The 22,514-nt window shown below is 62.0% G+C and carries 19 protein-coding genes and 1 tRNA gene; 12 read left to right on the top strand and 8 right to left on the bottom strand.

What is annotated here, in order from left to right; all coding sequences use genetic code 11:
- Positions 1 to 20: 20 nt before the first annotated feature.
- From NTA49_RS16215 to fabI, 4 genes are read right to left on the bottom strand one after another with little or no spacing between them, the layout of a single operon-like run.
- Positions 21 to 1,202: an aminotransferase gene (locus NTA49_RS16215; RefSeq protein ID WP_258295855.1), complete on the bottom strand. Its 1,182-nt coding sequence runs from the start codon at positions 1,200 to 1,202 to the stop codon at positions 21 to 23.
- 45 nt (positions 1,203 to 1,247) lie between these two features.
- A complete protein-coding gene (gene gpt / locus NTA49_RS16210) occupies positions 1,248 to 1,751 on the bottom strand; it encodes a xanthine phosphoribosyltransferase (protein ID WP_258295854.1) in 504 nt (167 codons plus the stop codon).
- Positions 1,752 to 1,755: 4 nt separating this feature from the next.
- Complete coding sequence (locus NTA49_RS16205) at positions 1,756 to 2,358, bottom strand: LysE family translocator (RefSeq protein ID WP_258295853.1); 603 nt, start codon at positions 2,356 to 2,358, stop codon at positions 1,756 to 1,758.
- Positions 2,359 to 2,365: 7 nt separating this feature from the next.
- Entirely contained in the window at positions 2,366 to 3,169 is an 804-nt protein-coding gene (gene fabI, locus NTA49_RS16200) for an enoyl-ACP reductase FabI (RefSeq protein WP_258295852.1), read from the bottom strand.
- Positions 3,170 to 3,328: 159 nt separating this feature from the next.
- On the opposite strand from fabI, the gene pdxH reads away from it, so the two are divergent.
- The 4 genes from pdxH to NTA49_RS16180 all read left to right on the top strand — a co-directional run bounded on the left by pdxH (position 3,329) and on the right by NTA49_RS16180 (position 5,219).
- The gene (pdxH, locus tag NTA49_RS16195; RefSeq protein WP_258295851.1) at positions 3,329 to 3,940 is read left to right on the top strand and encodes a pyridoxamine 5'-phosphate oxidase; all 612 of its coding nucleotides are present in this window, start codon (positions 3,329 to 3,331) and stop codon (positions 3,938 to 3,940) included.
- 113 nt (positions 3,941 to 4,053) lie between these two features.
- Positions 4,054 to 4,605, top strand: a complete 552-nt coding sequence (locus tag NTA49_RS16190; protein ID WP_258295850.1) for a cold-shock protein — start codon at positions 4,054 to 4,056, stop codon at positions 4,603 to 4,605.
- A 2-nt stretch (positions 4,606 to 4,607) separates the two neighbouring features.
- Positions 4,608 to 5,078: a DUF192 domain-containing protein gene (locus NTA49_RS16185; RefSeq protein ID WP_258295849.1), complete on the top strand. Its 471-nt coding sequence runs from the start codon at positions 4,608 to 4,610 to the stop codon at positions 5,076 to 5,078.
- Positions 5,079 to 5,142: 64 nt separating this feature from the next.
- Positions 5,143 to 5,219 (top strand) — tRNA-Pro (locus NTA49_RS16180).
- Positions 5,220 to 5,294: 75 nt separating this feature from the next.
- Here NTA49_RS16180 and NTA49_RS16175 read toward each other — a convergent pair.
- A complete protein-coding gene (locus NTA49_RS16175) occupies positions 5,295 to 5,759 on the bottom strand; it encodes a hypothetical protein (protein ID WP_258295848.1) in 465 nt (154 codons plus the stop codon).
- 541 nt (positions 5,760 to 6,300) lie between these two features.
- On the opposite strand from NTA49_RS16175, the gene NTA49_RS16170 reads away from it, so the two are divergent.
- From NTA49_RS16170 to NTA49_RS16155, 4 genes are all read left to right on the top strand, one after another.
- Entirely contained in the window at positions 6,301 to 9,945 is a 3,645-nt protein-coding gene (locus NTA49_RS16170) for a vitamin B12-dependent ribonucleotide reductase (RefSeq protein ID WP_258295847.1), read from the top strand.
- A 388-nt stretch (positions 9,946 to 10,333) separates the two neighbouring features.
- Complete coding sequence (locus NTA49_RS16165) at positions 10,334 to 11,428, top strand: carboxynorspermidine decarboxylase (protein WP_258295846.1); 1,095 nt, start codon at positions 10,334 to 10,336, stop codon at positions 11,426 to 11,428.
- A 28-nt stretch (positions 11,429 to 11,456) separates the two neighbouring features.
- On the top strand, positions 11,457 to 12,695 hold the full coding sequence (locus tag NTA49_RS16160) for a saccharopine dehydrogenase family protein (RefSeq protein ID WP_258295845.1): 1,239 nt from the start codon (positions 11,457 to 11,459) through the stop codon (positions 12,693 to 12,695).
- Positions 12,696 to 12,847: 152 nt separating this feature from the next.
- Positions 12,848 to 13,294 carry a DUF4126 family protein gene (locus NTA49_RS16155; protein ID WP_258295844.1) on the top strand — a complete coding sequence of 149 codons (447 nt, stop codon included), beginning with the start codon at positions 12,848 to 12,850 and terminating at the stop codon, positions 13,292 to 13,294.
- Between the two features lie 69 nt (positions 13,295 to 13,363).
- Here NTA49_RS16155 and yghX read toward each other — a convergent pair whose 3' ends face one another.
- Together yghX and NTA49_RS16145 are read right to left on the bottom strand one after the other, a co-directional pair.
- Complete coding sequence (gene yghX, locus NTA49_RS16150; RefSeq protein ID WP_258295843.1) at positions 13,364 to 14,278, bottom strand: YghX family hydrolase; 915 nt, start codon at positions 14,276 to 14,278, stop codon at positions 13,364 to 13,366.
- A 106-nt stretch (positions 14,279 to 14,384) separates the two neighbouring features.
- Positions 14,385 to 15,923, bottom strand: a complete 1,539-nt coding sequence (locus NTA49_RS16145) for a trimethylamine methyltransferase family protein (protein ID WP_258295842.1) — start codon at positions 15,921 to 15,923, stop codon at positions 14,385 to 14,387.
- A gap of 457 nt (positions 15,924 to 16,380) precedes the next feature.
- Here NTA49_RS16145 and NTA49_RS16140 point away from each other — a divergent pair, with 457 nt between their 5' ends.
- Positions 16,381 to 16,962, top strand: a complete 582-nt coding sequence (locus NTA49_RS16140) for an outer membrane protein (protein ID WP_258295841.1) — start codon at positions 16,381 to 16,383, stop codon at positions 16,960 to 16,962.
- 122 nt (positions 16,963 to 17,084) lie between these two features.
- Here NTA49_RS16140 and NTA49_RS16135 read toward each other — a convergent pair whose 3' ends face one another.
- Entirely contained in the window at positions 17,085 to 18,263 is a 1,179-nt protein-coding gene (locus NTA49_RS16135) for a pyridoxal phosphate-dependent aminotransferase (protein WP_258295840.1), read from the bottom strand.
- Between the two features lie 256 nt (positions 18,264 to 18,519).
- Here NTA49_RS16135 and cysS point away from each other — a divergent pair, with 256 nt between their 5' ends.
- Genes cysS through NTA49_RS16120 form a run of 3 tightly spaced genes read left to right on the top strand, consistent with a single transcriptional unit; the run spans position 18,520 to position 22,509 of the window.
- Positions 18,520 to 19,878, top strand: coding sequence for a cysteine--tRNA ligase (gene cysS / locus NTA49_RS16130; protein WP_258295839.1), 1,359 nt, complete (start codon positions 18,520 to 18,522; stop codon positions 19,876 to 19,878).
- Positions 19,875 to 21,488, top strand: coding sequence for a citramalate synthase (gene cimA / locus NTA49_RS16125; RefSeq protein ID WP_258295838.1), 1,614 nt, complete (start codon positions 19,875 to 19,877; stop codon positions 21,486 to 21,488). Before cysS ends, cimA begins: the two co-directional genes overlap by 4 nt.
- Positions 21,478 to 22,509 (top strand): alpha/beta hydrolase, encoded by a 1,032-nt coding sequence (locus NTA49_RS16120; RefSeq protein ID WP_258295837.1) that lies wholly within the window; start codon positions 21,478 to 21,480, stop codon positions 22,507 to 22,509. The genes cimA and NTA49_RS16120 overlap by 11 nt, the downstream gene beginning before the upstream one ends.
- Positions 22,510 to 22,514 lie beyond the last annotated feature (5 nt).

Below are 22,514 nucleotides of genomic sequence, written 5' to 3'. Positions count from 1 at the left end.
CAGGGCAGGGGCAAGGGGCGTCAGCGCAGCAGGTCCAATGCCGCGAGACGGCTGTAAAACGCGGCGATTCCCGGCACATCGAGGTTGGCAAAAGCGATCCGCAACTGGCGCGCGCCGGTGGTATCGTCGTCGGGGCAGAACATGGTGCCGGGCAGGCACAGGATGCCCGCATCGCGCACCAGTCGCGGGGCAAGTTCGGCCGAGGACATCGCGAAGGGGTGTTCGAGATAGGCGAAGTAAGCCCCCAGACCCAGCAGCCGCCACCCCTGCGCCTTGAGCACGTCAAACCCGTCGGCGATGGCCGCGCGGCGGGCCAGGATCTCGTCGCGCTCGCCCGCAACCCATTGCGACAGGTTTTCCAGCCCCCACAGGGCAGCGTACTGGCCGATCTGACCGGGGCAGATCGCCACGGTGTCGAGGAACTTCTCGACCTCGGCCAGACGCGCAGGCGACGCGGCAAGTGCACCGACACGGTGGCCGGTCAGGCGGTAAGCCTTTGAAAAGGAATAGAGGTGGATGAAGGTGTCTTGCCATCCGTCCCGCTGGAACAAAGGATGTGGCGCGCCGGTGCGGCTGTCGAAATCACGGTAGGTTTCGTCGACCAGCAGGGCGATGCCCGTCTCTTGTGCCAGATCATAGAAGGCGCGGACCAGATCGGCGGGGTATTCCACACCGCCGGGATTGTTGGGCGTGACCAGCGCAATCGCACGGGTGCGCGGCGTGATCAGCGCGCGCGCGTCATCGACGTCGGGCAGCAGATCGTCGCGGGTGCGCAGCGCAACCGAAGCGACGCCCGACATGTCCAGCCACATCTTGTGATTGAAATACCATGGCGTCGGCAGGATCACCTCGTCGCCCTCGGCGCAGAGCGTCGCGATGGCGGCAGCGAAAGCCTGATTGCAGCCCGAGGTGATCGCCACGTGATCGCCCGCGACCTGCGCTTCGTAATGGCTGCTGATCTGTGCGGCCAGCGCGTCCCGCAGTGCGGGCATGCCCAGAACGGGGCCATAAAGATGCGCATCGTCGCGGGTCAGCGCCGCATCGGCCATCGCCTGACGCAGCGCTTGGGGGGGCGGCTCGACCGGGGCGGCCTGGCTCACGTTGATCAGCGGACGGCCTTCGGGATGGGTGACACCGTCCAGCCAGCGGCGCGCCTCCATCACCGGAGGGGCGAATGTGGTCGCGGTGCGTGGCAGGGACATGGGACGGCTCCGGTTTAGAAAGGGCAGGCGTGTATGATGGGCAGATCAGTCCTTGCCGCGGTACGGATCGACGTATTGCAGCGCCATGTCCCAGGGGAAGAAAATCCACGTGTCCTGACTGACTTCGGTGACAAAGGTGTCGACCTGCGGGCGGCCCTTGGGCTTGGCATAGACCGTGGCGAAATGCGCCTTGGGGTACATCGCGCGCACCACTTCGAGAGTTTTGCCGCTGTCCACCAGATCGTCGATGATCAGGATGCCGGTTCCGTCGCCCATCAGTTCGGGGTCAGGCGATTTCAGCACGCGCGCCTCGGACTGGTCCTGATGGTCATAGGATTTGATGCTGATTGTATCCACAGTGCGAATGTCCAGCTCGCGCGCGGCAATCATCGCGGGCGCCATACCGCCACGGGTGATCGCAACCACAGCGCGCCAGCCGCCCTCATCCGGGCCATGTTCGGCCAGTCGCCACGCCAGCGCGCGGCTGTCGCGGTGGATCTGGTCCCAGCTGATGTGAAAGCCTTTTTCGTGGGGCAAGCGGTCGGTCATCGGATTACTTTCCTGTCAGAAGTTTCAGGCCAAAGCCACCCAGCGCCAGCGCCGCGATGCGGTCCAGCACGGGTTTGGCCGCAAGATAGCGTGCACGGGCAGGGCCGCTGGACAGCAGCAGGGCGCAGGCGGTGTAAAACAGCATTTCCAGCACGAAGTGGTTGGCAACGATCAGCGCGATATGCGCGGGACTCAACGCCGACGGAAAGACCACGACGATCAGCGCTGCGGCAAAGAGCATGGATTTCGGATTGCCGAGGTTGACCAGAAACCCCGCCAGAAAGGCCCGCCCGCGCGGCACGGATACATCGCCCAGCGTGTCGCGGGCATGGCGCCAGGTCTGGATGGCGATCCAGATCAGGTAAAACGCACCGCCGATCTTCAAGGTGGTATAGGCCCACGGAAACAGCGCGAAGATCCCACCGAGCCCCAAAAGCGCCGCCGTGGTCCACAGGGCCGCCATCGTCGCCAGGCCGAAGCCCGTGGCGATGCCCGCCGCGCGCCCCGCGCTGACCGACATGCGCACCGACACCAGGAAGGCGGCGCCGGGGCTGAGCAGGGCGGCGATCAGGATCGCGTTGAAGGCAAGCAGGCTCTCTGGCGTCATCGCAGGCTCACTTCGTGATGTCGGGGGCGTCGACCGCCTTCATGCCGACGACATGATAGCCTGCGTCGACATGCAAGTTCTCGCCGGTGGTGCCGCTGCCCAGATCGGAGAGCAGATAAAGCGCTGCCTTGCCCACATCCTCGATGGTCACGTTGCGGCGCAGGGGAGAGTTGTACTCATTCCACTTCATTATGTACCGGAAATCACCGATGCCCGAGGCCGCCAGCGTCTTGATCGGACCGGCCGAAATGGCGTTGACGCGGATACCGTCCTTGCCCAAATCTTCGGCAAGATACTGTACCGATGCCTCAAGAGCGGCCTTGGCCACGCCCATCACGTTATAATGCGGCATGACTTTTTCCGCGCCGTAATAGGTAAGGGTCACGGCGCTGCTGCCGGGGTTCATCATCTTTTCGGCACGCTGCATCACGGCGGTAAAGGAATAGACCGAGATGTCCATCGACATCGCGAAATTGCCGCGACTGGTGTCGACATAGCGCCCACGCAGTTCGGATTTATCAGAAAAACCAATGGCATGGACGACAAAGTCAAGGTTGCCCCAGGTCTCTTTCAGGGAGGCGAACAGCGCGTCGATCGACGCCTCGTCGCCCACATCGCAGGGCAGGACGATATCGCTGCCCAGTGAGGCCGCCAACGGGTCCACGCGTTTTTTCAGCGCATCGCCCTGATAGGAAAACGCAAGCTCCGCACCGGCATCCGCCAGCATCTTTGCGATGCCCCATGCGATTGACTTGTCATTGGCAAGGCCCATGATCAGCCCGCGCTTGCCCTTCATTAGATCATGCGCCATCAAAAACCCCTTTTGCCTTCAAGCCACTTTTTCAATGCGACCTTTAGGCGATTGACCCGGCCCCAGCAAGAGAGTTGGTATGCATGAGTTATTGTCCAACCGCGCCGTGTTGCGTGGCTGCGGTAGGGATAGGTGAACGCATGTGCGGTATCGAAGGAGATGAGAATGGCGGAACGCAGTGGTAAATTCGCGGGCGAAGATCCCTTTGCCCTAGTGCGCGCGTGGCTGGCCGAGGCCGAGACCACCGAGGTGAACGACCCCAACGCCATCGCTCTGGCGACGGTGGACGCCCAAGGGCTGCCCAATGCGCGGATGGTGCTGCTCAAGGACATCACCGATGACGCGTTCATATTCTATACCAATTACGAAAGCGCCAAGGCGCAGGAACTGGAGCACGCGGGAACGGCGGCTTTTGTGATGCACTGGAAATCGCTGCGTCGACAGGTGCGTGTGCGCGGCACGATCACGCGCGAGGACGGTCCGCTTGCCGATGAATATTATGCGTCGCGGTCGCTGAAAAGCAGGCTCGGCGCCTGGGCGTCGCGCCAAAGCCGCCCGTTGAAGAACCGCGCGACGCTGATGGCCGAGGTCGCCAAGGTCACGGCTCAGCACGGAACCAACCCCGCGCGCCCGCCATTCTGGGGCGGCTACCGCATCACCCCCGTTGAGATCGAATTCTGGGCCGACGGTGATTTCAGACTGCACGACAGATACAGGTGGCGGCGCGAAACCGAAGGCAAACCATGGGAGATTACCCGACTAAACCCATGAAACTTGCGTAGCGTGAAATGCAGATTGTTGATTTTTATACGTTTTTCGCGCTTGAAAAGCGATAACGAAATCGTGCAAGTCTGGAACCACATAATTCCTGCGCGAACCGAGCGATGAAAGACAACCCTGTGGAAGACGAAGAACATCACCGCGAAACCGTCTCGGGGCTGGTCAAATGGTTTGATCCGGTCAAGGGTTTCGGCTTTATCATAGCCGACACTGGTGGACCGGATATCCTTCTGCACGTCAATGTCTTGCGCAATTTCGGACAAAGCTCGATCTCGGATCAGGCGCGGATAAATGTGCTGACCCAGAACACCGACCGCGGTGTGCAGGCCGTCGAGATTCTGTCGATCATGCCCCCCGAGTACGGCAGCGAGGCGCTGCCGCTGACCGATCTGGCCGAGATTGGCATCGCGGATGTGCGCGATGTGCCGTTGGAGCCGGGCAGGGTGAAATGGTTCGACAAAAGCAAGGGGTTCGGCTTTGCCAACGTCTTCGGGCAGCCTGACGATGTCTTTCTGCATGTCGAGGTGTTGCGCCGGTCTGGTCTGGCGGACCTGCAACCGGGGGAAGCCTTGGCAATGCGGGTGATTGATGGCAAACGTGGTCGCATGGCCGCCGAAGTTCACGCTTGGGAGGCGGCGCTGTCAAAGGACGACTGACGATGCGCGGCATTCTTTATACCTGTCTTTTCGTGATGTCCGGTGCCGGTTCGGTGCTGGCTGCATGCTCTGAAAACGCCGTTGATCTGCGCGGCGACTGGGGCAGGGCGCGGTTCAACGTCGAGGTGGCCGACGACAATGAAGAGCGCGCGCGCGGGCTGATGCACCGCGAAACGATGCCGCAATCGGCGGGAATGCTCTTTGTCTATGACAGTCCGCGCAGGCTGTCGTTCTGGATGCGCAACACGCTGATCCCGCTCGACATGCTTTTTGTCGATGCGCAGGGCGTGGTGCGGAACATCCACCACCGCGCTGTTCCGCTGGATGAAACGCCAATCGTCGGTGGCGACGATCTGTTGATCGCGCTTGAAATCAACGGCGGTCTCGCCAAGCGTTTGGGGATCACCGTGGGCACCGAACTACGCCATCCGGCGCTGGTCGGTGCCGATGTCGCGTGGCCTTGTTCCGATTAGGGCAACTTGAAGCGCTTTTGCTCTTTTCAATCGGCAGAGCGGTCGTTATGCACCGCCCATGGTTCGGGGTGTGGCGCAGCCTGGTAGCGCACCTGTTTTGGGTACAGGGGGTCGGAGGTTCGAATCCTCTCGCCCCGACCATATATATTCCCCAAGAAATTTCATTCGATCCGGGGTCGCGCGCATGACACGCTGCTCCTGTCGATAAGATGGCTGTCAGTCGAAGGTTTCGCCACCGGCGGCGCGCATCATCTGATCCAGCAGCTGATCCAGCTGGCGATCCTTGTAATAGATGCGCCGCGATGTGCCCGATTTTTGCGGCACTTCCGCGAAATAGCTGAATTCGATCACGGCACTGTCAGGCCCGGCATCGGCGACACGCTGCTGTTTTTGCATGACCACGGTAGGGGTTTTCAGCGCGCCGTCATATTCCAGCAACAAGAACGCCGCGAAATCGGGCGTCGGCAGGGTGCGGCACTGAACGATTCCCCGCGCGGGCGTCGCCAGTTTGTCGCCGGGCGAGTCGCAGGCCTCGCGGAACGCTTCGTGCAACCCTTCCGGGTTTTCGGCAAACAACGCGCGACGCACGGGCAAATCTTGTGGGTCGTTCACAACCGTCTCTACATATTGTGGCGCGCAGGCCGCCAACAAGATGGGCAGAAGTGCTAAAATCGGTTTCATGAGCGTGCCCTTTTTGCCAATTACACCCAGACCACCATAAATACCGATCAAGAACAAACCGTTTCGTGCTGCGGTGCAGAACTGTGGATGAAGCTGGGTACAACTTAATGAACAACGTGATCCGGCGTGGCTAAGTTTCCACCTGCATTCAGAAAATTCATCCCGTGCCTGTGGGTAAGATCGAGGCGGCTTTCCGCGGTTGTCGTGAACTGAATCACTGTGTCGCCCAAACGGCCCAAACCGGTCCACCGGTCAAGCCCCGAGTGTCCAAATAAAACGTAAAATTTTCGTTGACGCAGGGCCCGCGCATACGTCAGGTTGTGCAGGCGGCGCTAGTCACCACAACATTTAGTGGACAACACTAAGAAGCGACTGGCACCTTCGGGATAGGCAATTTGAGCTAGAAACGCGCCAAGGCCAGGGGCATTGAGACCTGTTTTCAGCCCCTTAAAGCCGCGCGGTTTGTCGTCCCACGAACGACCCGAGCGAACCGCTGCAACGTCAGCGTTTCTGTATGAAAAGCTGAATATGAGGCAGCGCGATGAAAATTGACCGAAAGTTTACCAAAGCCGGAAAAGATGCCTACGCATCGCTGGATTTCATTTCGACCGTCTCTGAAATCCGCAATCCCGACGGGACGATCGTGTTTCATCTCGACAACGTCGAAGTGCCCAGCAGCTGGAGCCAGGTGGCCAGCGACGTCATCGCGCAGAAATATTTCCGCAAGGCCGGAGTGCCAAGCAAGGTCGAGAAGGTCGCTGAAGAGGGCGTGCCGGAATTCCTGTGGCGCTCGGTTCCTGCCGAGGGTGCCGAAATGGGCGGCGAAACCTCGTCCAAGCAGGTGTTCGACCGCCTGGCAGGCGCATGGGCGTACTGGGGCTGGAAGGGCGGCTATTTCTCGACCGAAGCCGACGCGCAGACCTATTACGACGAAATGCGGCACATGCTGGCAACCCAGCGCGCGGCGCCCAACAGCCCGCAGTGGTTCAACACCGGCCTGCATTGGGCTTATGGCATCGACGGCCCTGCGCAGGGCCACTATTACGTTGACTATCAGACCGGCAAACTGACCCGTTCGCAGTCGTCCTATGAACATCCGCAGCCCCACGCCTGCTTTATCCAGTCGGTTGCAGACGATCTGGTGGGTGACGGCGGCATCATGGACCTGTGGGTGCGCGAAGCGCGATTGTTCAAATACGGCTCGGGCACCGGCACCAACTTTTCCTCGCTTCGTGGTGAAGGCGAAAAACTGTCGGGCGGTGGCAAGTCCAGCGGCCTGATGGGGTTCCTGAAAATCGGTGACCGTGCGGCCGGCGCGATCAAATCGGGCGGCACCACGCGCCGTGCGGCCAAGATGGTGATCGTCGATGCGGACCACCCCGACATCGAGGATTTCATCAACTGGAAGGTCATCGAAGAGCAGAAAGTGGCAAGCATCGTCGCAGGCTCGAAGATGCACGAACAGAAGCTGAATGCGCTTTTCGCCGCGATCAAGGCCTGGGACGGCGCCGAAGCCGACGCCTATGACCCCAAGGTAAACGAAAGCCTGAAGTCCGCCATTCGTGACGCCAAGAAGGTCGCGATCCCCGAGACTTACATCAAGCGCGTGCTGGACTATGCCAAGCAGGGCCACACCAGCATCGAGTTCCCGACATATGACACCGACTGGGATTCCGAAGCCTACAGCTCGGTCTCGGGGCAAAACTCAAACAACTCGATCCGCGTGACCAATGCGTTCCTGACAGCCGTCGAAAAAGACGCCGACTGGGAGCTGATCAGCCGCACCGACCAGCGCGTGACCAAGACGATCCGCGCCCGTGATCTGTGGGAGCAGGTTGGCCATGCCGCATGGGCCTGTGCCGATCCGGGCATCCAGTACCACGACACCGTGAACGAATGGCACACCTGCCCGGCAGATGGTCCGATCCGTGGGTCGAACCCTTGCTCGGAATACATGTTCCTGGACGACACCGCGTGCAACCTCGCGTCGATGAACCTGCTGACCTTCCTCAAGGACGGGGAATTCCAGGTCGAGGACTACATGCACGCTTCGCGTCTGTGGACGGTTACGCTGGAAATCAGCGTGATGATGGCGCAGTTCCCGTCCAAGGAAATCGCGCAGCGGTCCTATGATTTCCGCACGCTGGGTCTGGGCTATGCCAACATCGGCGGGTTGCTGATGAACATGGGGTATTCCTATGACAGCACCGAGGGGCGTGCGCTCTGCGGTGCGCTGACTGCGATCATGACCGGCGTGGCCTATGCCACATCCGCGGAAATGGCGGGTGAGCTGGGCGCGTTCCCCGGCTACAAGAAGAACGCCAAGCACATGCTGCGCGTCATCCGCAACCACCGCAATGCCGCCTATGGCAACGACGAAGGCTATGAAAAGCTGGCGGTGAAACCCGTGCCGCTGGACATTGCCGGTTGTCCCGATATGCGTCTGGTCGAAATGGCCCAGACCACCTGGGACGAGGCGCTGAGCCTTGGTGAAAAACACGGCTATCGCAACGCGCAAACTTCGGTGATCGCGCCCACCGGCACCATCGGTCTGGTGATGGACTGCGACACCACCGGGATCGAGCCCGACTTTGCGCTGGTCAAGTTCAAGAAGCTGGCCGGTGGCGGTTACTTCAAGATCATCAACCAGTCGGTGCCTGCGGCGCTGGAAAAGCTGGGCTATGGCTCGGCCCAGATCGAGGAAATCGTGAGCTATGCCGTGGGTCACGGCACCATCGGCAATGCGCCCGGTATCAACCACACCTCGCTGATGGGTCACGGCTTTGGCCCCAGTGAACTGGCAAAGATCGACGCCTCGCTGGAAAGTGCATTCGACATCCGCTTCGTGTTCAACCAGTGGACGCTGGGCGCCGATTTCTGCACCAAGGTGCTGGGCATCCCCGAAGCGAAGTTGAACGACCCCACCTTCGATCTGCTGCGCCACCTGGGCTTTACCAAGCGCGACATCGAACTGGCCAATGACCACGTCTGCGGCACGATGACCCTGGAAGGTGCGCCGTTCCTGAAAAAAGAGCATTACGCGATTTTCGATTGCGCCAATGCCTGCGGCAAGAAGGGCACGCGCTATCTGAGCGTCGACAGTCACATCTACATGATGGCCGCCGCGCAGTCGTTCATCTCGGGTGCGATCAGCAAGACGATCAACATGCCCAACGACGCAACCATCGAAGACTGCCAGAAGGCATACGAGCTGTCGTGGTCGCTGGGGGTGAAGGCCAACGCGCTGTACCGTGACGGATCCAAACTGTCGCAGCCGCTGGCCTCCGCGCTGGTCGAGGATGACGAAGAGGCCGAAGAGGCGCTGGCGTCCGGGTCGATGCAGGAAAAGGCCACGGTTCTGGCCGAAAAGATCGTCGAGAAGATCATCGTCAAGGAGATCATCAAGTCGCACCGTGAAAAGATGCCCGAGCGGCGCAAGGGCTATACCCAGAAGGCCATCGTCGGCGGGCACAAGGTCTACCTGCGCACCGGTGAATACCAGAACGGCAACCTGGGCGAGATCTTCATCGACATGCACAAGGAAGGTGCGGGGTTCCGCGCCATGATGAACAACTTTGCCATCGCGGTCAGCGTCGGTCTGCAATACGGCGTGCCGCTGGAGGAGTTCGTGGACGCCTTCACCTTCACCAAGTTCGAACCGGCGGGCATGGTTCAGGGCAACGATAGCATCAAGAATGCGACGTCGATCCTGGATTATATCTTCCGCGAACTGGCCGTGTCTTATCTGGACCGCACTGACCTCGCCCACGTGCAGCCCGAGGGCGCATCGTTCGACAGCATCGGGCGCGGCGTCGAGGAAGGTGTCAGCAACCTGAGCGAGATCAGCGAAACAGCGGCAAGCCGGTCGCTGGAAGTGCTCAAGCAGATCTCGTCCACCGGCTACCTGCGCAAGCGTCTGCCGCAGGATCTGACACTGTTGCAGGGCGGCATGTCCGATCCTGTCGCAACCTTGCAGACCTTGGTGCCCTCAGCAACAGGCACCGGCGGCGCCGCGATGGCATCGACCTCGGTCGCGTCGGGCACAGTTAGCCTGGACGCGCGGACCAAGGCGAAGATGCAGGGCTACGAGGGCGAAGCCTGCGGCGAATGCGGCAACTACACGCTGGTGCGCAACGGCACCTGCATGAAGTGCAACACCTGCGGCGGAACGTCTGGGTGTAGCTGAGACAAGAGATCGCGTTTCCCGCTCCAGGGGAAAACGTGCAGGGGGTCCGGCTGACCCAGATCAGGCCGGACCCCCGACGAAATAGGGTGGGGCGGAAGACTGTCCTTCTCACCTTGACACGGGGCGGGTGCGCTCGCCCCCTGACGACGTTCAGGCCGCAGGCAAAAAAATTTCCGAGCGGTTAACATATTGAGCCTGGACGGCGAAACTTGATGGGAGAGCTTCGGCTCTCCCTTTTTTCTGTCTGAGGATGATCGTCTGGTCGCGAGGTTCACAATCTCGGGGGCGGGACGGACGCGGCCAATGTATCTGGGCCGACCCGCTTGCCATGCCGCCCCCGCGGCCTTACGTGGGCGGCTTGAGCCACGGCAACAGGGGAAGCCCGCCCATGCAAACGCCCTATTACCTGATCGACAAGTCACAGCTGTTGAAGAACATGGAAAAGATCGCCTGGCTGCGCGACGCGTCGGGGGCGAAATCGCTGCTGGCGTTGAAGTGTTTCGCCACCTGGTCGGTGTTCGATTTCATGGCGCAGTACATGGACGGCTCGACGTCTTCGTCGCTTTACGAGGTGCGGCTGGGGGCCGAGAAGTTCGGTGGTGAAACCCATGCTTATTCCGTGGCTTACGGCGATCACGAGATCGACGAGGTGCTGTCCCACAGCGACAAGATCATCTTCAACTCCATCGGTCAGTTGCAACGGTTCGATGCGCAGTCCCAAGGGCACACGCGCGGTCTGCGGGTCAATCCCGGCGTGTCGACCTCGGGGTTTGATCTGGCCGACCCTGCGCGCCCGTTCAGCCGTCTGGGCGAACATGACCCCGCGCAGATCGCAACAGTGGCCGATAAGATCAGCGGGCTTATGTTCCACAACAATTGCGAAAACGACGATTTTGAGCGGTTCGACGAGATGCTGACCCTGATCGAGGACCGGTTTGGCGCGATCATTGCCCGCATGGACTGGATCAGTCTGGGGGGCGGCATCCACTTTACCGGCGAAGGCTATCCGATTGAGCGTCTGGCGGCACGGCTCAAGTCGTTCGCGGAACAAAACGGCGTGCAGGTCTATCTGGAGCCCGGCGAGGCCGCGATCACCGGGGCCGCGACGCTGGAGGTGACCGTGCTAGACACGCTCTACAACGGCAAGGATCTGGCGATTGTCGATGCGTCGATCGAGGCGCACATGCTGGACCTGCTGATTTACCGCGAGCCCGCGAAAATCAGCCCCGATACCGGTGATCATCCGTGGATGATCTGCGGCAAGTCCTGCCTTGCGGGTGATATCTTTGGCGAGTTCCGCTTTGACAAGCCGATCAAACCCGGTGACCGGATTTCGTTTCAGGATGCCGCCGGTTACACAATGGTTAAGAAAAACTGGTTCAATGGCGTGAAGATGCCCGGAATCGCCATCCGCGAGCTGGATGGAACCCTGCGCATGGTGCGCGAATTCGACTACGCCGACTTTTCGGCCGCCCTTTCCTGACAATCAACATAAGAGGTCTCTTGGATACATGAAACGCAATGTTCTTATCATCGGCGCAGGTGGCGTCGCTCAGGTCGTGGCGCACAAATGCGCGCAAAACAACGATGTGCTGGGGGATTTGCATATCGCCAGCCGGACGGTTTCGAAATGCGAAGCCATCATCCAGAGCGTGCACGACAAGGGCGCGATGAAACAGGACGGCATTTTCAGGGCCCACAGGATCGACGCGATGGACACCGACGCTGTGGTCGATTTGCTGAAAGGCACCAGTGCGCAGATCGTGATCAACGTGGGGTCGCCATTCGTGAACATGACGGTGCTCGAGGCCTGTATCCAGACCGGTGCGGCCTATATCGATACGGCGATTCACGAAGACCCCGCCAAGATCTGCGAAACCCCGCCGTGGTACGGCAACTACGAATGGAAACGCCGCGACGACTGTGCGGCGGCGGGCGTGACGGCGATTTTGGGTGCGGGCTTCGATCCCGGCATGGTCAACGCCTTCGCGCGCTTCGCGGTGGACGAGTACATGGACGAGGTCAAATCCATCGACATCGTGGACATCAACGCAGGCAACCACGGCAAGTACTTCTCGACCAACTTCGACCCCGAGATCAACTTTCGCGAGTTCACCGGCACCGTTTACAGCTGGCAGCAGGGTGCCTGGCAGGAGAACAAGATGTTCGAGGTCGGCCGCGAATGGGATCTGCCCGTCGTCGGCAAGCAAAAGGCCTATATGTCGGGCCATGACGAGGTGCACTCGCTGGCGGCCAACTATCCGCAGGCCGATGTGCGGTTCTGGATGGGTTTCGGCGATCACTACATCAACGTGTTTACCGTGCTGCAGAACCTTGGGCTGTTGTCCGAACAGCCTGTCGTCACCGCCGAGGGGCTTGAGGTTGTGCCGCTGAAGGTGGTCAAGGCCGTGTTGCCCGATCCGTCGAGCCTTGCGCCGAACTATACCGGCAAGACCTGCATCGGCGATCTGGTTAAGGGCACCAAGAACGGCGCGGAGGCGGAGGTGTTCGTCTACAACGTGGCCGATCACAAGGACGCCTATGAAGAGGTGGGCAGCCAGGGCATTTCCTATACCGCCGGGGTGCCGCCAGTGGCCTTTGCGATGCTCATCGCCGACGGCACCTATGACGTGGCGAAGATGGTCAACGTCGAGGAGCTGGACCCCAAGCCGCTGTTCACGCTGCTGGACGGTATCGGCCTTCCGACACGGGTGAAGGATGCCGATGGCGACCGGGCTTGGAACGAATGAGTTGATAAGGGGGGGCGTCGCTGCCCCCCTTTATGATTTTTGGCGGTTCGGCGGTGAACTTTAACATTCGCCCCGCCGCGCCTCGCCGCCCCGCTCCCGGAACTTGTCTTGACAAGTACGCGTTCCTGCAACTCAACGGTCAGGAGACGCATATGTTACGTTCGATCCTTATGGGCCTTGTCGCAGGCCAGCGTTCGATGGCGCCGCTTGCTGCGTTGGCAGTCGCCGCGCGAAGCGGCACGCTCCCCCATGACACTGCCGAGGCGCGGTTGATGCAGCATCCGCTTGTCGCCGCAGGTGGCGTGGCGATGTCTGCAGCAGAAATGGCGGGAGACAAGATGAAGACCGCGCCCGACCGAACGGTGTTCCTTGGCCTGCTTGCAAGAACCATCACCGGCGGTTTCGCAGGTGCCTGTCTTGCACCGTCACAACGCAGGTGGGAAGGTGCGGCGCTTGGCATCGGCGCGGCGGTCGCTTCGTCATACTGCGGGCTGGCTGCGCGCAAACGGTCAATGCAGCACACCGATCAGACAACGTCCGGTTTGATCGAAGATTCCATCGTGATGTCGGCGGCGTTGGCGATCGCAAACGCGCGGTAAGGAAACGATTCATCAAATGCGAAGGGCAGGGTATTGCGGCCCCGCCCCCGTTGTTGTGCGCGCTGGCCGTCAGCCGGCGAGATAGGTGCGGAACCACGCGACCATGCGCTGCTCTGCCAGCTTGGCCGCGGTCTCGTCATAGCGCGGGGTCGTGTCGTTGTGAAAGCCGTGGTTCACCTCGGGGTAGATATGCGCCTCGTAGCGCTTATCGTTCGCCTCGAGTGCGGCCTGGAAATCCGGCCACATCGCGTTGATGCGCTGATCGAGGGCAGCCAGCTGGATCATCAGCGGGGCCTGCACGCCTGCGACCTGATCCGCGCTGGGGAAGGAGCCGTAGAACGGCACGCCCGCCGCCATCTCGGGGTAGGCTGCGGCCAGCCTGTTGACCACGCCGCCGCCATAGCAAAAGCCGGTTGCGCCGATCTTGCCGTTGGTGCCCTCAAGCGCTTGCAGATACTCGAACCCTGCAAAAAAATCATTCAGCAACGCCGCCTGGTCCAGCGTGCTTTGCATGGCACGGCCCTCGTCGTCGCCGCCGGGGTAGCCGCCCAGCGAGGACAGACCGTCAGGGCCCATCGCGATAAACCCGGCCTTGGCCAGACGGCGTACCACATCGCGGATATAGGGGTTAAGGCCACGGTTTTCATGCACGACCAGCACGGCGGCGGGCGGGTTGTCGGCGTCCATGTTGGCCGGGCGCACCAGATAGGCAGTGATCTCGCCGGTGCCATCGGGGCTGGGATAGGTGATGTCTTCGCCCACGATGTCGGGATCGTCCTCGGTGACCTGTTGGGCCAGCGCATAGTTCGGTGACAGGGTGCCGAGGATCGCAGCCGCAGTCAGGCCGCCCACGGCCCATTTTCCGGCGCGGTCCAAAAACTCGCGTTTCGAGATTTTGCCATGCGCGTAATAGTCATAAAGGTCGAGCAGGTCCTGATCGAAATCGGCTGCAGTCAAACGGGATGTTTCGGCGGGTTTATTCATTGTGATCAATCTCCATGTCCAGAACCTTACCCTAAGGCAGTTTTCCCCATGCGCTAAATCAGATTTTCGTCAGCGGTGATCCGTTGACGCCGCCTGCGGAGCGATTCTAGGCGGGCAGGTGGATGTTGAACCGGGCCCTTATCGCCATATCCAGTGCCGGGTCGAACCGGGCGGCTGACCGCTCGGCCAGGATCGCGGTCTTGCGCTGCGTGGCGCGCGCGATCAGGTCGGGCTTGCCGCGCTCGGCCCATTCCTTGGGCGAGGTGCGGTCGCCCAGGGCCGGGTAGACATTGTCCATCTCCATCCGGCCCAGCGTCTCGGCGGTGCCGAGGTAATGCCCCGGACCGCCCATACAGACCGCCGCCATCTGATCGAGTGCCATCGTCTCGTCGGTCACTTCGATGCCGCGAACGCAGCGCATGGCCTGGCCGATCAGATCGTCGCCCATGATCAGGCTTTCGTGGCAGAATCCCAGCAATGACGCATGCATGCCCGCCGCCTCGTAGACCATGTTCAGCCCCGACAGGCCCGCCATGACGTTGGAACACATCTGTTCCCACCCGGCTTGCATGTCGGGCAGTTTGCTGTCGGCGATGCCTGCTGCGGCCCCGCCGGGCAGATCGTAAAACCGGTGCATCTGTGCGCAGCCTGCGGTCAGCAGGGCCTGTTCGCCCGATCCGCCGGTCATCGACCCCGTGCGCAGGTCCAGGTCGAAGGGCCAGGTGCCGAAGATCGCGGGCGCGCCGGGTTTGACCGCGTGGACATAGACCAGACCTGCCAGGCATTCCGCGACCGCCTGAACGATGGCGCCTGCGATGCTGCCGGGTGCTGTGGCTCCCGACATGCCTGCGGACAACAGCAGCACGGGCATGCCATGCCTTATGCATTCCTCCATGACCAGACAGGATTCGGTGGCGAATTTCATCGGCGGCACGACGAAGCAGTTGGAATTGCTGACGAAGGGTCGCGCGCGCCAGGCCGCTTCGCCGCCCGCGATCATCTGCAACATCTCGATGGCGGGCGCGACATAGGCGGGATCGGTGAAGGACACGCCCACGTGTTTGGTGGTGCCCGCAGTGCAGGCATAGACCGAGTTCATGTCCATCTCGAAGTTGTCGGTGATATCCCGGCAGACCATCGGACGCTGGACAAAGTGGATGTTGTCCAGCCGGTCGCAGATGCGCGCCGCGTCGTGCAGATCCTGCACCGTGCTTTCGCGATAGCTGCGCCCGTCGGGTTCGACCATGTGCACCGCGGCGCCCGCGGTGCCGTAGTGCACGCGGGTGCCCGACAGGTCCAGATCGTGCAGCCCGTCGCGGCTGTGCAGGGTCAGGGTGCGGTTGGCCTTGGCAATCGTGTCCTCGACCAGCGCGCGGGGGAAGCGGATGCGCCCGTCGTCGCCCAAGACAGCGCCGACCGCAGTCAGATAGGCCACGCCGGAGGGCGGCGCGTCGGCCAACCCGATCCGTTCCAGCGCATCGAGGGCGGCGGTGTGAAGGCGCAAGACATCTGCGTCACTCAGCGGGCTGTACTGTCCGCCGCTCATGCCGGGACGGATGGGGCGCAGGTGGTCTGCCAGCGGGGCGGCACGTGCGGCACGGCGTGCGGCGCGCCCGCCAGTGCGCAGGGGGGCTTGGTCGGTCATGTGATGAGATCCGTATGCAAAGGAGGGGATAAGGGCAGGGGTGTCGGGCAGCGTGCGCCGCTCAGGGCCTGCCGCGTGCGGCGCGACCACGCTCGGCACCGATGGTGCGCACGACAAGGGCGATTTTGCACAGATCAGCCTGCATATCTTGCTCCTTTGCGGGCCGCCTTTCGCTGGGGTCCGGGACTGGGAATTATTCGATCCTGCGCGCCTCTGTGCGGCCTGTCCGCTCCAATCGCGACATTCGGTCGCATTCGGCCTATGGCCGTTTGCCGCCGATCAGCCCCAGGTTGTGCGCGTGTTCCCGCCGCGCTGCAGCAGCACACGAAAACGTGGGTGGAACCATCCCCTGCTTCTGGCGTTTTGGTGACAGTCCGTGGGGACGAAAGGCTGTTTGCGCGCATGCAGTGCCCCGACGGTCATGAAGACGAAAAGAAAGATAATCAGGAGCAACACTATGAAACGTATCGTTTACGCAGGCGCCCTCACACTGGCAGCCGCAGCACCGCTTTATGCCGGCGCACCGGCCGACCCGGTCATCGAAGCACCGGTCATCGTACCGACGGCGGCCCCCGCCTTTGTCGGCGGCGACTGGACCGGCTTCTACGCTGGTGGCCAGCTGGGCTATGCCGATATCGACGGCACAGGTGCTGCTGATGGCGACGGCGCAGCCTATGGTATCCACGGCGGGTACAACTATGACTTTGGCAACTTCGTCCTCGGTGGCGAAATCGACTATGACAAGCTTGACGTTGATCTGGGAGGCGTGGCCGACGCAGACAGCGTCGCGCGTCTGAAACTGAAGGCAGGCTATGACTTGGGCCGCACTCTGGTCTATGCAACAGCCGGTGCCGCCAGCGTCGACACATCCGTTGGCAGCGAAAGCGGCGAGTTCTACGGTTTGGGTGTCGCCTACAAGGTGAACGACCAGTTCACCATGGGTGGCGAAGTGCTCGAGCACAACTTTGACGACATCAGCGGCTCGGGCGTTGACGCGGATGCGACCACGTTCACCCTGCGCGGCTCGTACAACTTCTAAATCTTGCGATATTGTCGCGCCGTCCCCCTCAGCGGGGGGCGGCGTGACGCAGGACAGCGGCGGCGCGTCGACGGGTTTCACCTGCCCGACGCGCCGCCGTTCGTGTTTTCAGCGCTTGTGCGTTATTTGTCCGCCAGTTCCGCGGCGAAAGCGCAGAGCGTTTTCAGCGCCGCGATAAAGCGTTCGTCGTCAATGGTCATCGCGACACGGACATGACCCGCCGCCGCCTGACCAAAGCTTTCGCCCGGCATCACGGCGATGTGGTGCGCATCCAGAAGGGCGTTGGCAAAGTCATCACCGCTGAGGCCCGTCGCGCGGATATTCAGCATCAGGTACATCGCCCCCTGTGCGGGCACCAGCGTCACGGTGTTCTGGGAGGCAAGGACGTCGATGGCTTTCTCGCGGCGGCGGCGGAAGGGCTCGGCCACCTCGGCTTCGACCTCGGCGCCCTGCTTCAGGCCAAAGTTCGCGGCGTCCTGAATATAGCCCGGCACGCCGTAGGTGGTGTTGGTGGCCAGGTTGACCAGATGGGCGATGACCTCTTCGGGGCCAACGATCCAGCCGCAGCGCGAACCGGTCATGGCGTGGGATTTCGACATCGACCCCACGACCAGCGTGCGTTCGGCCATACCGGGCAGGGCGCGCGGACTGATGTGTTCGCCTTCCCACACCTGGCTGTCGTAAACCTCGTCCGAGATCAGCCACAGATCGTGTGCCTTGCAGACCTGAGCGATGCCGTCCAGCGTCTCGCGGTTGTAAACGACGCCTGTGGGGTTGTTGGGCGAGTTGACCAGCAGGGACACGGCCCCCTTTTCCGCCGCCGCCGCGATATCCTTTGCACGCGGCTGAAAGGCGTTCTCGGCATGGGCGGGCACCGAACGCGGCACAGCGCTGACCGACCGGATCGTGCCGGGGTAGGTGGCATAATAGGGGTCGATATAAAGCGCCGTCTCGCCGGGATCGCAAGCTGCGGAATGCGCCGCGAAGAGGGCGGCCTGACCACCGGGAGTGATGATGACATTGTCGCGCGTGGTGGGCACGCCGGTGCGCGCCTGCACCCGTGCGGCCACTGTGTCGCGCAGATCGTCGATGCCCGGCACCATTGCATAGCCGGTGTGGCCCGCCATCGCACTGCGGTGCATTTCCTGCAGGATGGGGGATGCTGTGCGGATGTCATGTTCGCCGATGGTCAGTTCGGTCACGGCGATGCCTTCGGCGATCATGCCGCGCGCTTTCAGGAACACGTCCCAGCCGTCCGATCCACCGCCATTGATGTTTGCAATCCGATGCGAAATCTTCATCCGCCGCTCCTATTCTTGAGATTTTGCGCCAAGGGGTCAGAGCGACCAGGAATTGTCAACACCGCCACGCGTGTACCGCCCGCGCCATCAAAGACTTGACCGCGCGCGCGCCTCTGGGTTAGCTGGCGGCATGACAAGAACCTGCATCATTACCACCTGCTGCATTATCTGCTGATCCACTCGGCGGGCCGGTTCTTTGTTTCCATGACACATCAGAATTGCTAGGCCCGCGCCACACCCTGCGCAAGGACGCCTGATGGACATCCACCTCTACAACACCGCCACCCGCAGCAAGGAACTGTTTGCGCCGCTCGACCCGGAAAACGTGCGGATGTATGTGTGCGGACCCACGGTCTATGACCGCGCGCACCTGGGCAACGCGCGGCCCGTGCTGGTGTTCGATATCCTCTACCGGCTGCTGAAAACGCAGTATCCGCACGTAACCTATGTTCGGAACTTCACTGACGTGGATGACAAGATCAACGCGCGGGCTGCGGAAAGCGGGCGCAGCATCGGCGAGATCACCGCCGAGACGTCGCAGTGGTTTCTGGACGACATGGGCGCGATTGGCGCGCTGGAACCCGACCACATGCCGCGCGCGACCGCCTATATCGCCGAGATGGTCGAGATGATCGAGGGGCTGATCGACGGTGGTTTCGCGTATGCCAAAGAGGGCCATGCGTTGTTTCGGGTGCGTGAATATGCCCGATACGGCAAGCTGTCGGGGCGATCGGTCGACGACATGATCGCGGGCGCGCGGGTCGAGGTGGCGCCTTATAAAGAGGACCCGATGGATTTCGTGCTGTGGAAGCCGTCGGACGCGCAAACCCCCGGTTGGGACAGCCCCTGGGGGCGCGGGCGGCCGGGATGGCATATCGAATGCTCGGCGATGGCCAAGGCGCTGCTGGGTCCGCAGTTCGACATTCACGGAGGCGGAAACGATCTGATGTTTCCCCACCACGAGAACGAGATCGCGCAGAGCTGCTGCGCCAACGGCACCGACCGGATGGCGAACGTGTGGATGCACAACGAGATGTTGCAGGTCGAGGGCAAGAAGATGTCCAAGAGCCTGGGCAACTTTTTTACGGTCCGCGATCTGCTGGAGCAGGGCGTGCCGGGCGAGGTGATCCGGTTCGTGATGCTGTCGACGCATTACCGCAAGCCGATGGACTGGACGGAGAAGAAGCGGGAAGAGGCAGAGGCGACGTTGCGCAAGTGGTATGCGCAGGTTGAGGGGGCCAACGAGGGCAAGGTGACGGAGGCGGTAACGACCGCGCTGGCTGATGATCTGAATACGCCTCAAGCGATTGTCGAACTGCACCAGCTTTCTCAGAAAGGTGATGGCTCCGCCCTTTGGGCCGCGATGCGATTGCTCGGGGTCATGGGCGATGCCGTCCCGGGTTGGGCCGCCGTCTCGGACGCTGATCTTAGTGCCTATGAAGCGGCGTTTTCTTCCGTACGTGCCGACGCTATGCAAACCAAGGACTTCTCGAAACTGGATGCGATGAAGCAGATGCTGATTGCCGCAGGCGTCGAGGTGAAGATGCGCAAAGATGGCGTCGATCTGGTGGCGGGGCCTTCGTTCGATCCTGTCAAGCTGGAGAGCATGCCATGACCCGCGAGCGCCTCTACCTCTTCGACACCACCCTGCGGGACGGGCAGCAGACCCAAGGTGTGCAATTCTCGACCGACGAGAAGATCACCATCGCCCGTGCGCTCGATAGCCTTGGTATCGACCATATCGAAGGCGGCTGGCCAGGTGCAAACCCCACCGACAGTGCGTTTTTCGACACGGCACCGCAAACCCGCGCCACGATGACTGCCTTCGGCATGACCAAGCGCAACGGCATGTCTGCCGAAAACGACGATGTGCTGGCCGCCGTTCTGAACGCGGGCACGCCTGCCGTCTGCCTTGTGGGCAAGACCCACGACTTTCACGTGAAAACCGCGCTGGGCATCACGCTTGACGAAAACACCGACAACATTGCCAAATCTGTCGCTCACCTGGTGGCGCAGGGCCGTGAGGCGATCTTTGACGCGGAGCATTTCTTTGACGGGTTCAAGGCCAACCCCGACTATGCGCTGAGCGCGATCCGCGCTGCCCATGACGCGGGCGCGCGGTGGATTGCTCTCTGCGACACCAATGGTGGTACGCTGCCCGCCGATGTGGGGCGGATCACGGCCCAGGTGATCGCGGCGGGCATTCCTGGCGACCGCTTGGGCATCCACACCCACAACGACACCGAAAACGCCGTGGCCTGCGCGCTGGCGGCTGTGGACGCGGGCGCGCGGCAGATCCAGGGCACGCTGAACGGGCTGGGCGAACGCTGCGGCAATGCCAACCTGACCAGCTTGATCCCGATCCTGCTGCTGAAGGAACCCTATGCCAGCCGGTTCGAGACGGGCGTGCCGGAAAGCGCATTGGAGAACCTCACACGGATCAGCCGAATGCTGGACGAGATACTGAACCGCGTGCCGCAGAAACAGGCGGCTTTCGTCGGGGCGTCGGCCTTCGCGCACAAGGCGGGGCTGCATGCCAGCGCGATTGCCAAGGACCCCTCGACCTACGAGCATATCGACCCCGCGAGGGTCGGCAACACGCGCATCATTCCGATGTCGAACCAGGCGGGACAGTCGAATCTGCGCGAACGTTTGACAGGCATGGGGTTGCAGGTCGACCGCGCCGACCCGGCGCTGGGCCGTATTCTGGACCGGATCAAGGCGCGCGAGGCCGAAGGCTACAGCTATGATACCGCGCAGGCCTCGTTCGAGCTGCTGGCGCGCGAAGAGCTGGGCCAGCTGCCGGACTTCTTCGAGGTCAAACGCTACCGCGTCACCGTCGAGCGGCGCAAGAACAAATATGATCAAATGATAAGCCTGTCTGAGGCGGTTGTGGTCGTCAAAGTGGATGGCGAAAAGCTGTTGTCGGTCAGCGAAAGCATGGACGAGACCGGCAGCGACCGCGGCCCGGTCAATGCATTGTCAAAAGCATTGTCCAAGGACCTTGGCCGCTATTCATCGCATCTGGAAGATCTGCGGCTGGTGGACTTCAAGGTGCGCATCACCCAAGGTGGTACAGAGGCCGTCACCCGCGTCATAATCGACAGCGAGGACGGGCAGGGGCGGCGGTGGTCGACGGTGGGCGTAAGCGCCAACATAGTTGACGCGTCCTTCGAGGCATTGCTGGATGCCATAAGGTGGAAACTGATACGGGATGTGGACTGAACTGATCTTGTGGGGCGCGCTGGCGGCGGGGATCGTTCTGGCGATACCCCTGCTGCTGATCGCCTCGCAACGCATGGTCCCGATGGCGGGCGCGGGCGACGTCGGCGTCGATCTGACAGTGCCGATCGCCGTCTCTGTCAAGAAAGCACCACCGACCGGTCAGGTGCTGATGCGTGACGGCTTCGCTCTGCAGTGCCGCCGCTATGCCACGTCGGGGCGCGATGTGCCGCTGATCGTGATGGTTCATTCATCCGCCTGGCACGGGGTGCAGTTTCATGACCTTGCAAGCTCTCTGTCGGATGTGGCGGATGTGTTGGTGCCTGATCTGCGCGGCCATGGCCCCGCACCCGGACGGCGCGGCGACGTCACCTATATCGGTCAGCTCGAAGACGACATTGCGGACCTGATCGCCGATCAGGTGCGCCCCGGTCAGCGGGTGATGATGGTGGGGCACTCGGTCGGCGGCGGCTTTGTGCTGCGCATGGCGGGGGGCGAACACGGCGCGCTGATCGACCGGGTGGTGCTGCTGGCGCCGTTCCTCAACCACTTTGCGGCGACGATGCGGCGCACGACCAGCGCCTGGGTGCGCCTGATGGTGCGCCGCCTTGTCGGGCTGGCGCTGCTGAACACGCTGGGCATCCGCGCCCTGAACCACCTTCCCGTAGTGCAGTTCAACATGCCGCCCGAGATCCTGGGCGGTCCGCAGGGGGACGCGGTGACGACTTTCTACACCTACAGGCTTGACCGCTCGTACCTGCCGCGCAACGATTTCAGGCGTGACATCGCGGCCCTGCCACCGTTCACGGTGGTGGTTGGCACCGCAGACGAGGCATTCTATGCCGAAGCCTACGCGCCGCTGATGCGCGCGGTCACGGACCGGGGCCTCTATCATATCGTGCCGGGGGTCGGGCATATGGCCATCGTCGATGCGCCCGAAACACGCGCGGCGATCCGGGCCGCACTGCACGCGCTGGAAGGCCGCCGCGACGCCATTTGCAGCACCGAAGGGGTGCCTACCTGAACCGA

It is taken from the genome of Pseudosulfitobacter koreensis (assembly GCF_024733015.1).
Taxonomy (GTDB): Bacteria; Pseudomonadota; Alphaproteobacteria; order Rhodobacterales; family Rhodobacteraceae; genus Pseudosulfitobacter; species Pseudosulfitobacter koreensis.
Note: the sequence above shows the minus strand (reverse complement) of the source record. Positions and strands in the feature narration are given on the sequence as shown.

Coding starts and splice junctions, on each gene's coding strand:
- NTA49_RS16175 (WP_258295848.1), bottom strand. CDS start 5,759: ATGAAACCGATTTTAGCACTTCTGCCCATCTTGTTGGCGGCCTGCGCG.
- cysS (WP_258295839.1), top strand. CDS start 18,520: ATGGACATCCACCTCTACAACACCGCCACCCGCAGCAAGGAACTGTTT.
- fabI (WP_258295852.1), bottom strand. CDS start 3,169: ATGGCGCATGATCTAATGAAGGGCAAGCGCGGGCTGATCATGGGCCTT.
- NTA49_RS16155 (WP_258295844.1), top strand. CDS start 12,848: ATGTTACGTTCGATCCTTATGGGCCTTGTCGCAGGCCAGCGTTCGATG.
- NTA49_RS16215 (WP_258295855.1), bottom strand. CDS start 1,202: ATGTCCCTGCCACGCACCGCGACCACATTCGCCCCTCCGGTGATGGAG.
- NTA49_RS16135 (WP_258295840.1), bottom strand. CDS start 18,263: ATGAAGATTTCGCATCGGATTGCAAACATCAATGGCGGTGGATCGGAC.
- NTA49_RS16145 (WP_258295842.1), bottom strand. CDS start 15,923: ATGACCGACCAAGCCCCCCTGCGCACTGGCGGGCGCGCCGCACGCCGT.
- NTA49_RS16205 (WP_258295853.1), bottom strand. CDS start 2,358: ATGACGCCAGAGAGCCTGCTTGCCTTCAACGCGATCCTGATCGCCGCC.
- NTA49_RS16170 (WP_258295847.1), top strand. CDS start 6,301: ATGAAAATTGACCGAAAGTTTACCAAAGCCGGAAAAGATGCCTACGCA.
- NTA49_RS16140 (WP_258295841.1), top strand. CDS start 16,381: ATGAAACGTATCGTTTACGCAGGCGCCCTCACACTGGCAGCCGCAGCA.
- NTA49_RS16120 (WP_258295837.1), top strand. CDS start 21,478: ATGTGGACTGAACTGATCTTGTGGGGCGCGCTGGCGGCGGGGATCGTT.
- pdxH (WP_258295851.1), top strand. CDS start 3,329: ATGAGAATGGCGGAACGCAGTGGTAAATTCGCGGGCGAAGATCCCTTT.
- yghX (WP_258295843.1), bottom strand. CDS start 14,278: ATGAATAAACCCGCCGAAACATCCCGTTTGACTGCAGCCGATTTCGAT.
- NTA49_RS16165 (WP_258295846.1), top strand. CDS start 10,334: ATGCAAACGCCCTATTACCTGATCGACAAGTCACAGCTGTTGAAGAAC.
- cimA (WP_258295838.1), top strand. CDS start 19,875: ATGACCCGCGAGCGCCTCTACCTCTTCGACACCACCCTGCGGGACGGG.
- NTA49_RS16160 (WP_258295845.1), top strand. CDS start 11,457: ATGAAACGCAATGTTCTTATCATCGGCGCAGGTGGCGTCGCTCAGGTC.
- gpt (WP_258295854.1), bottom strand. CDS start 1,751: ATGACCGACCGCTTGCCCCACGAAAAAGGCTTTCACATCAGCTGGGAC.
- NTA49_RS16190 (WP_258295850.1), top strand. CDS start 4,054: ATGAAAGACAACCCTGTGGAAGACGAAGAACATCACCGCGAAACCGTC.
- NTA49_RS16185 (WP_258295849.1), top strand. CDS start 4,608: ATGCGCGGCATTCTTTATACCTGTCTTTTCGTGATGTCCGGTGCCGGT.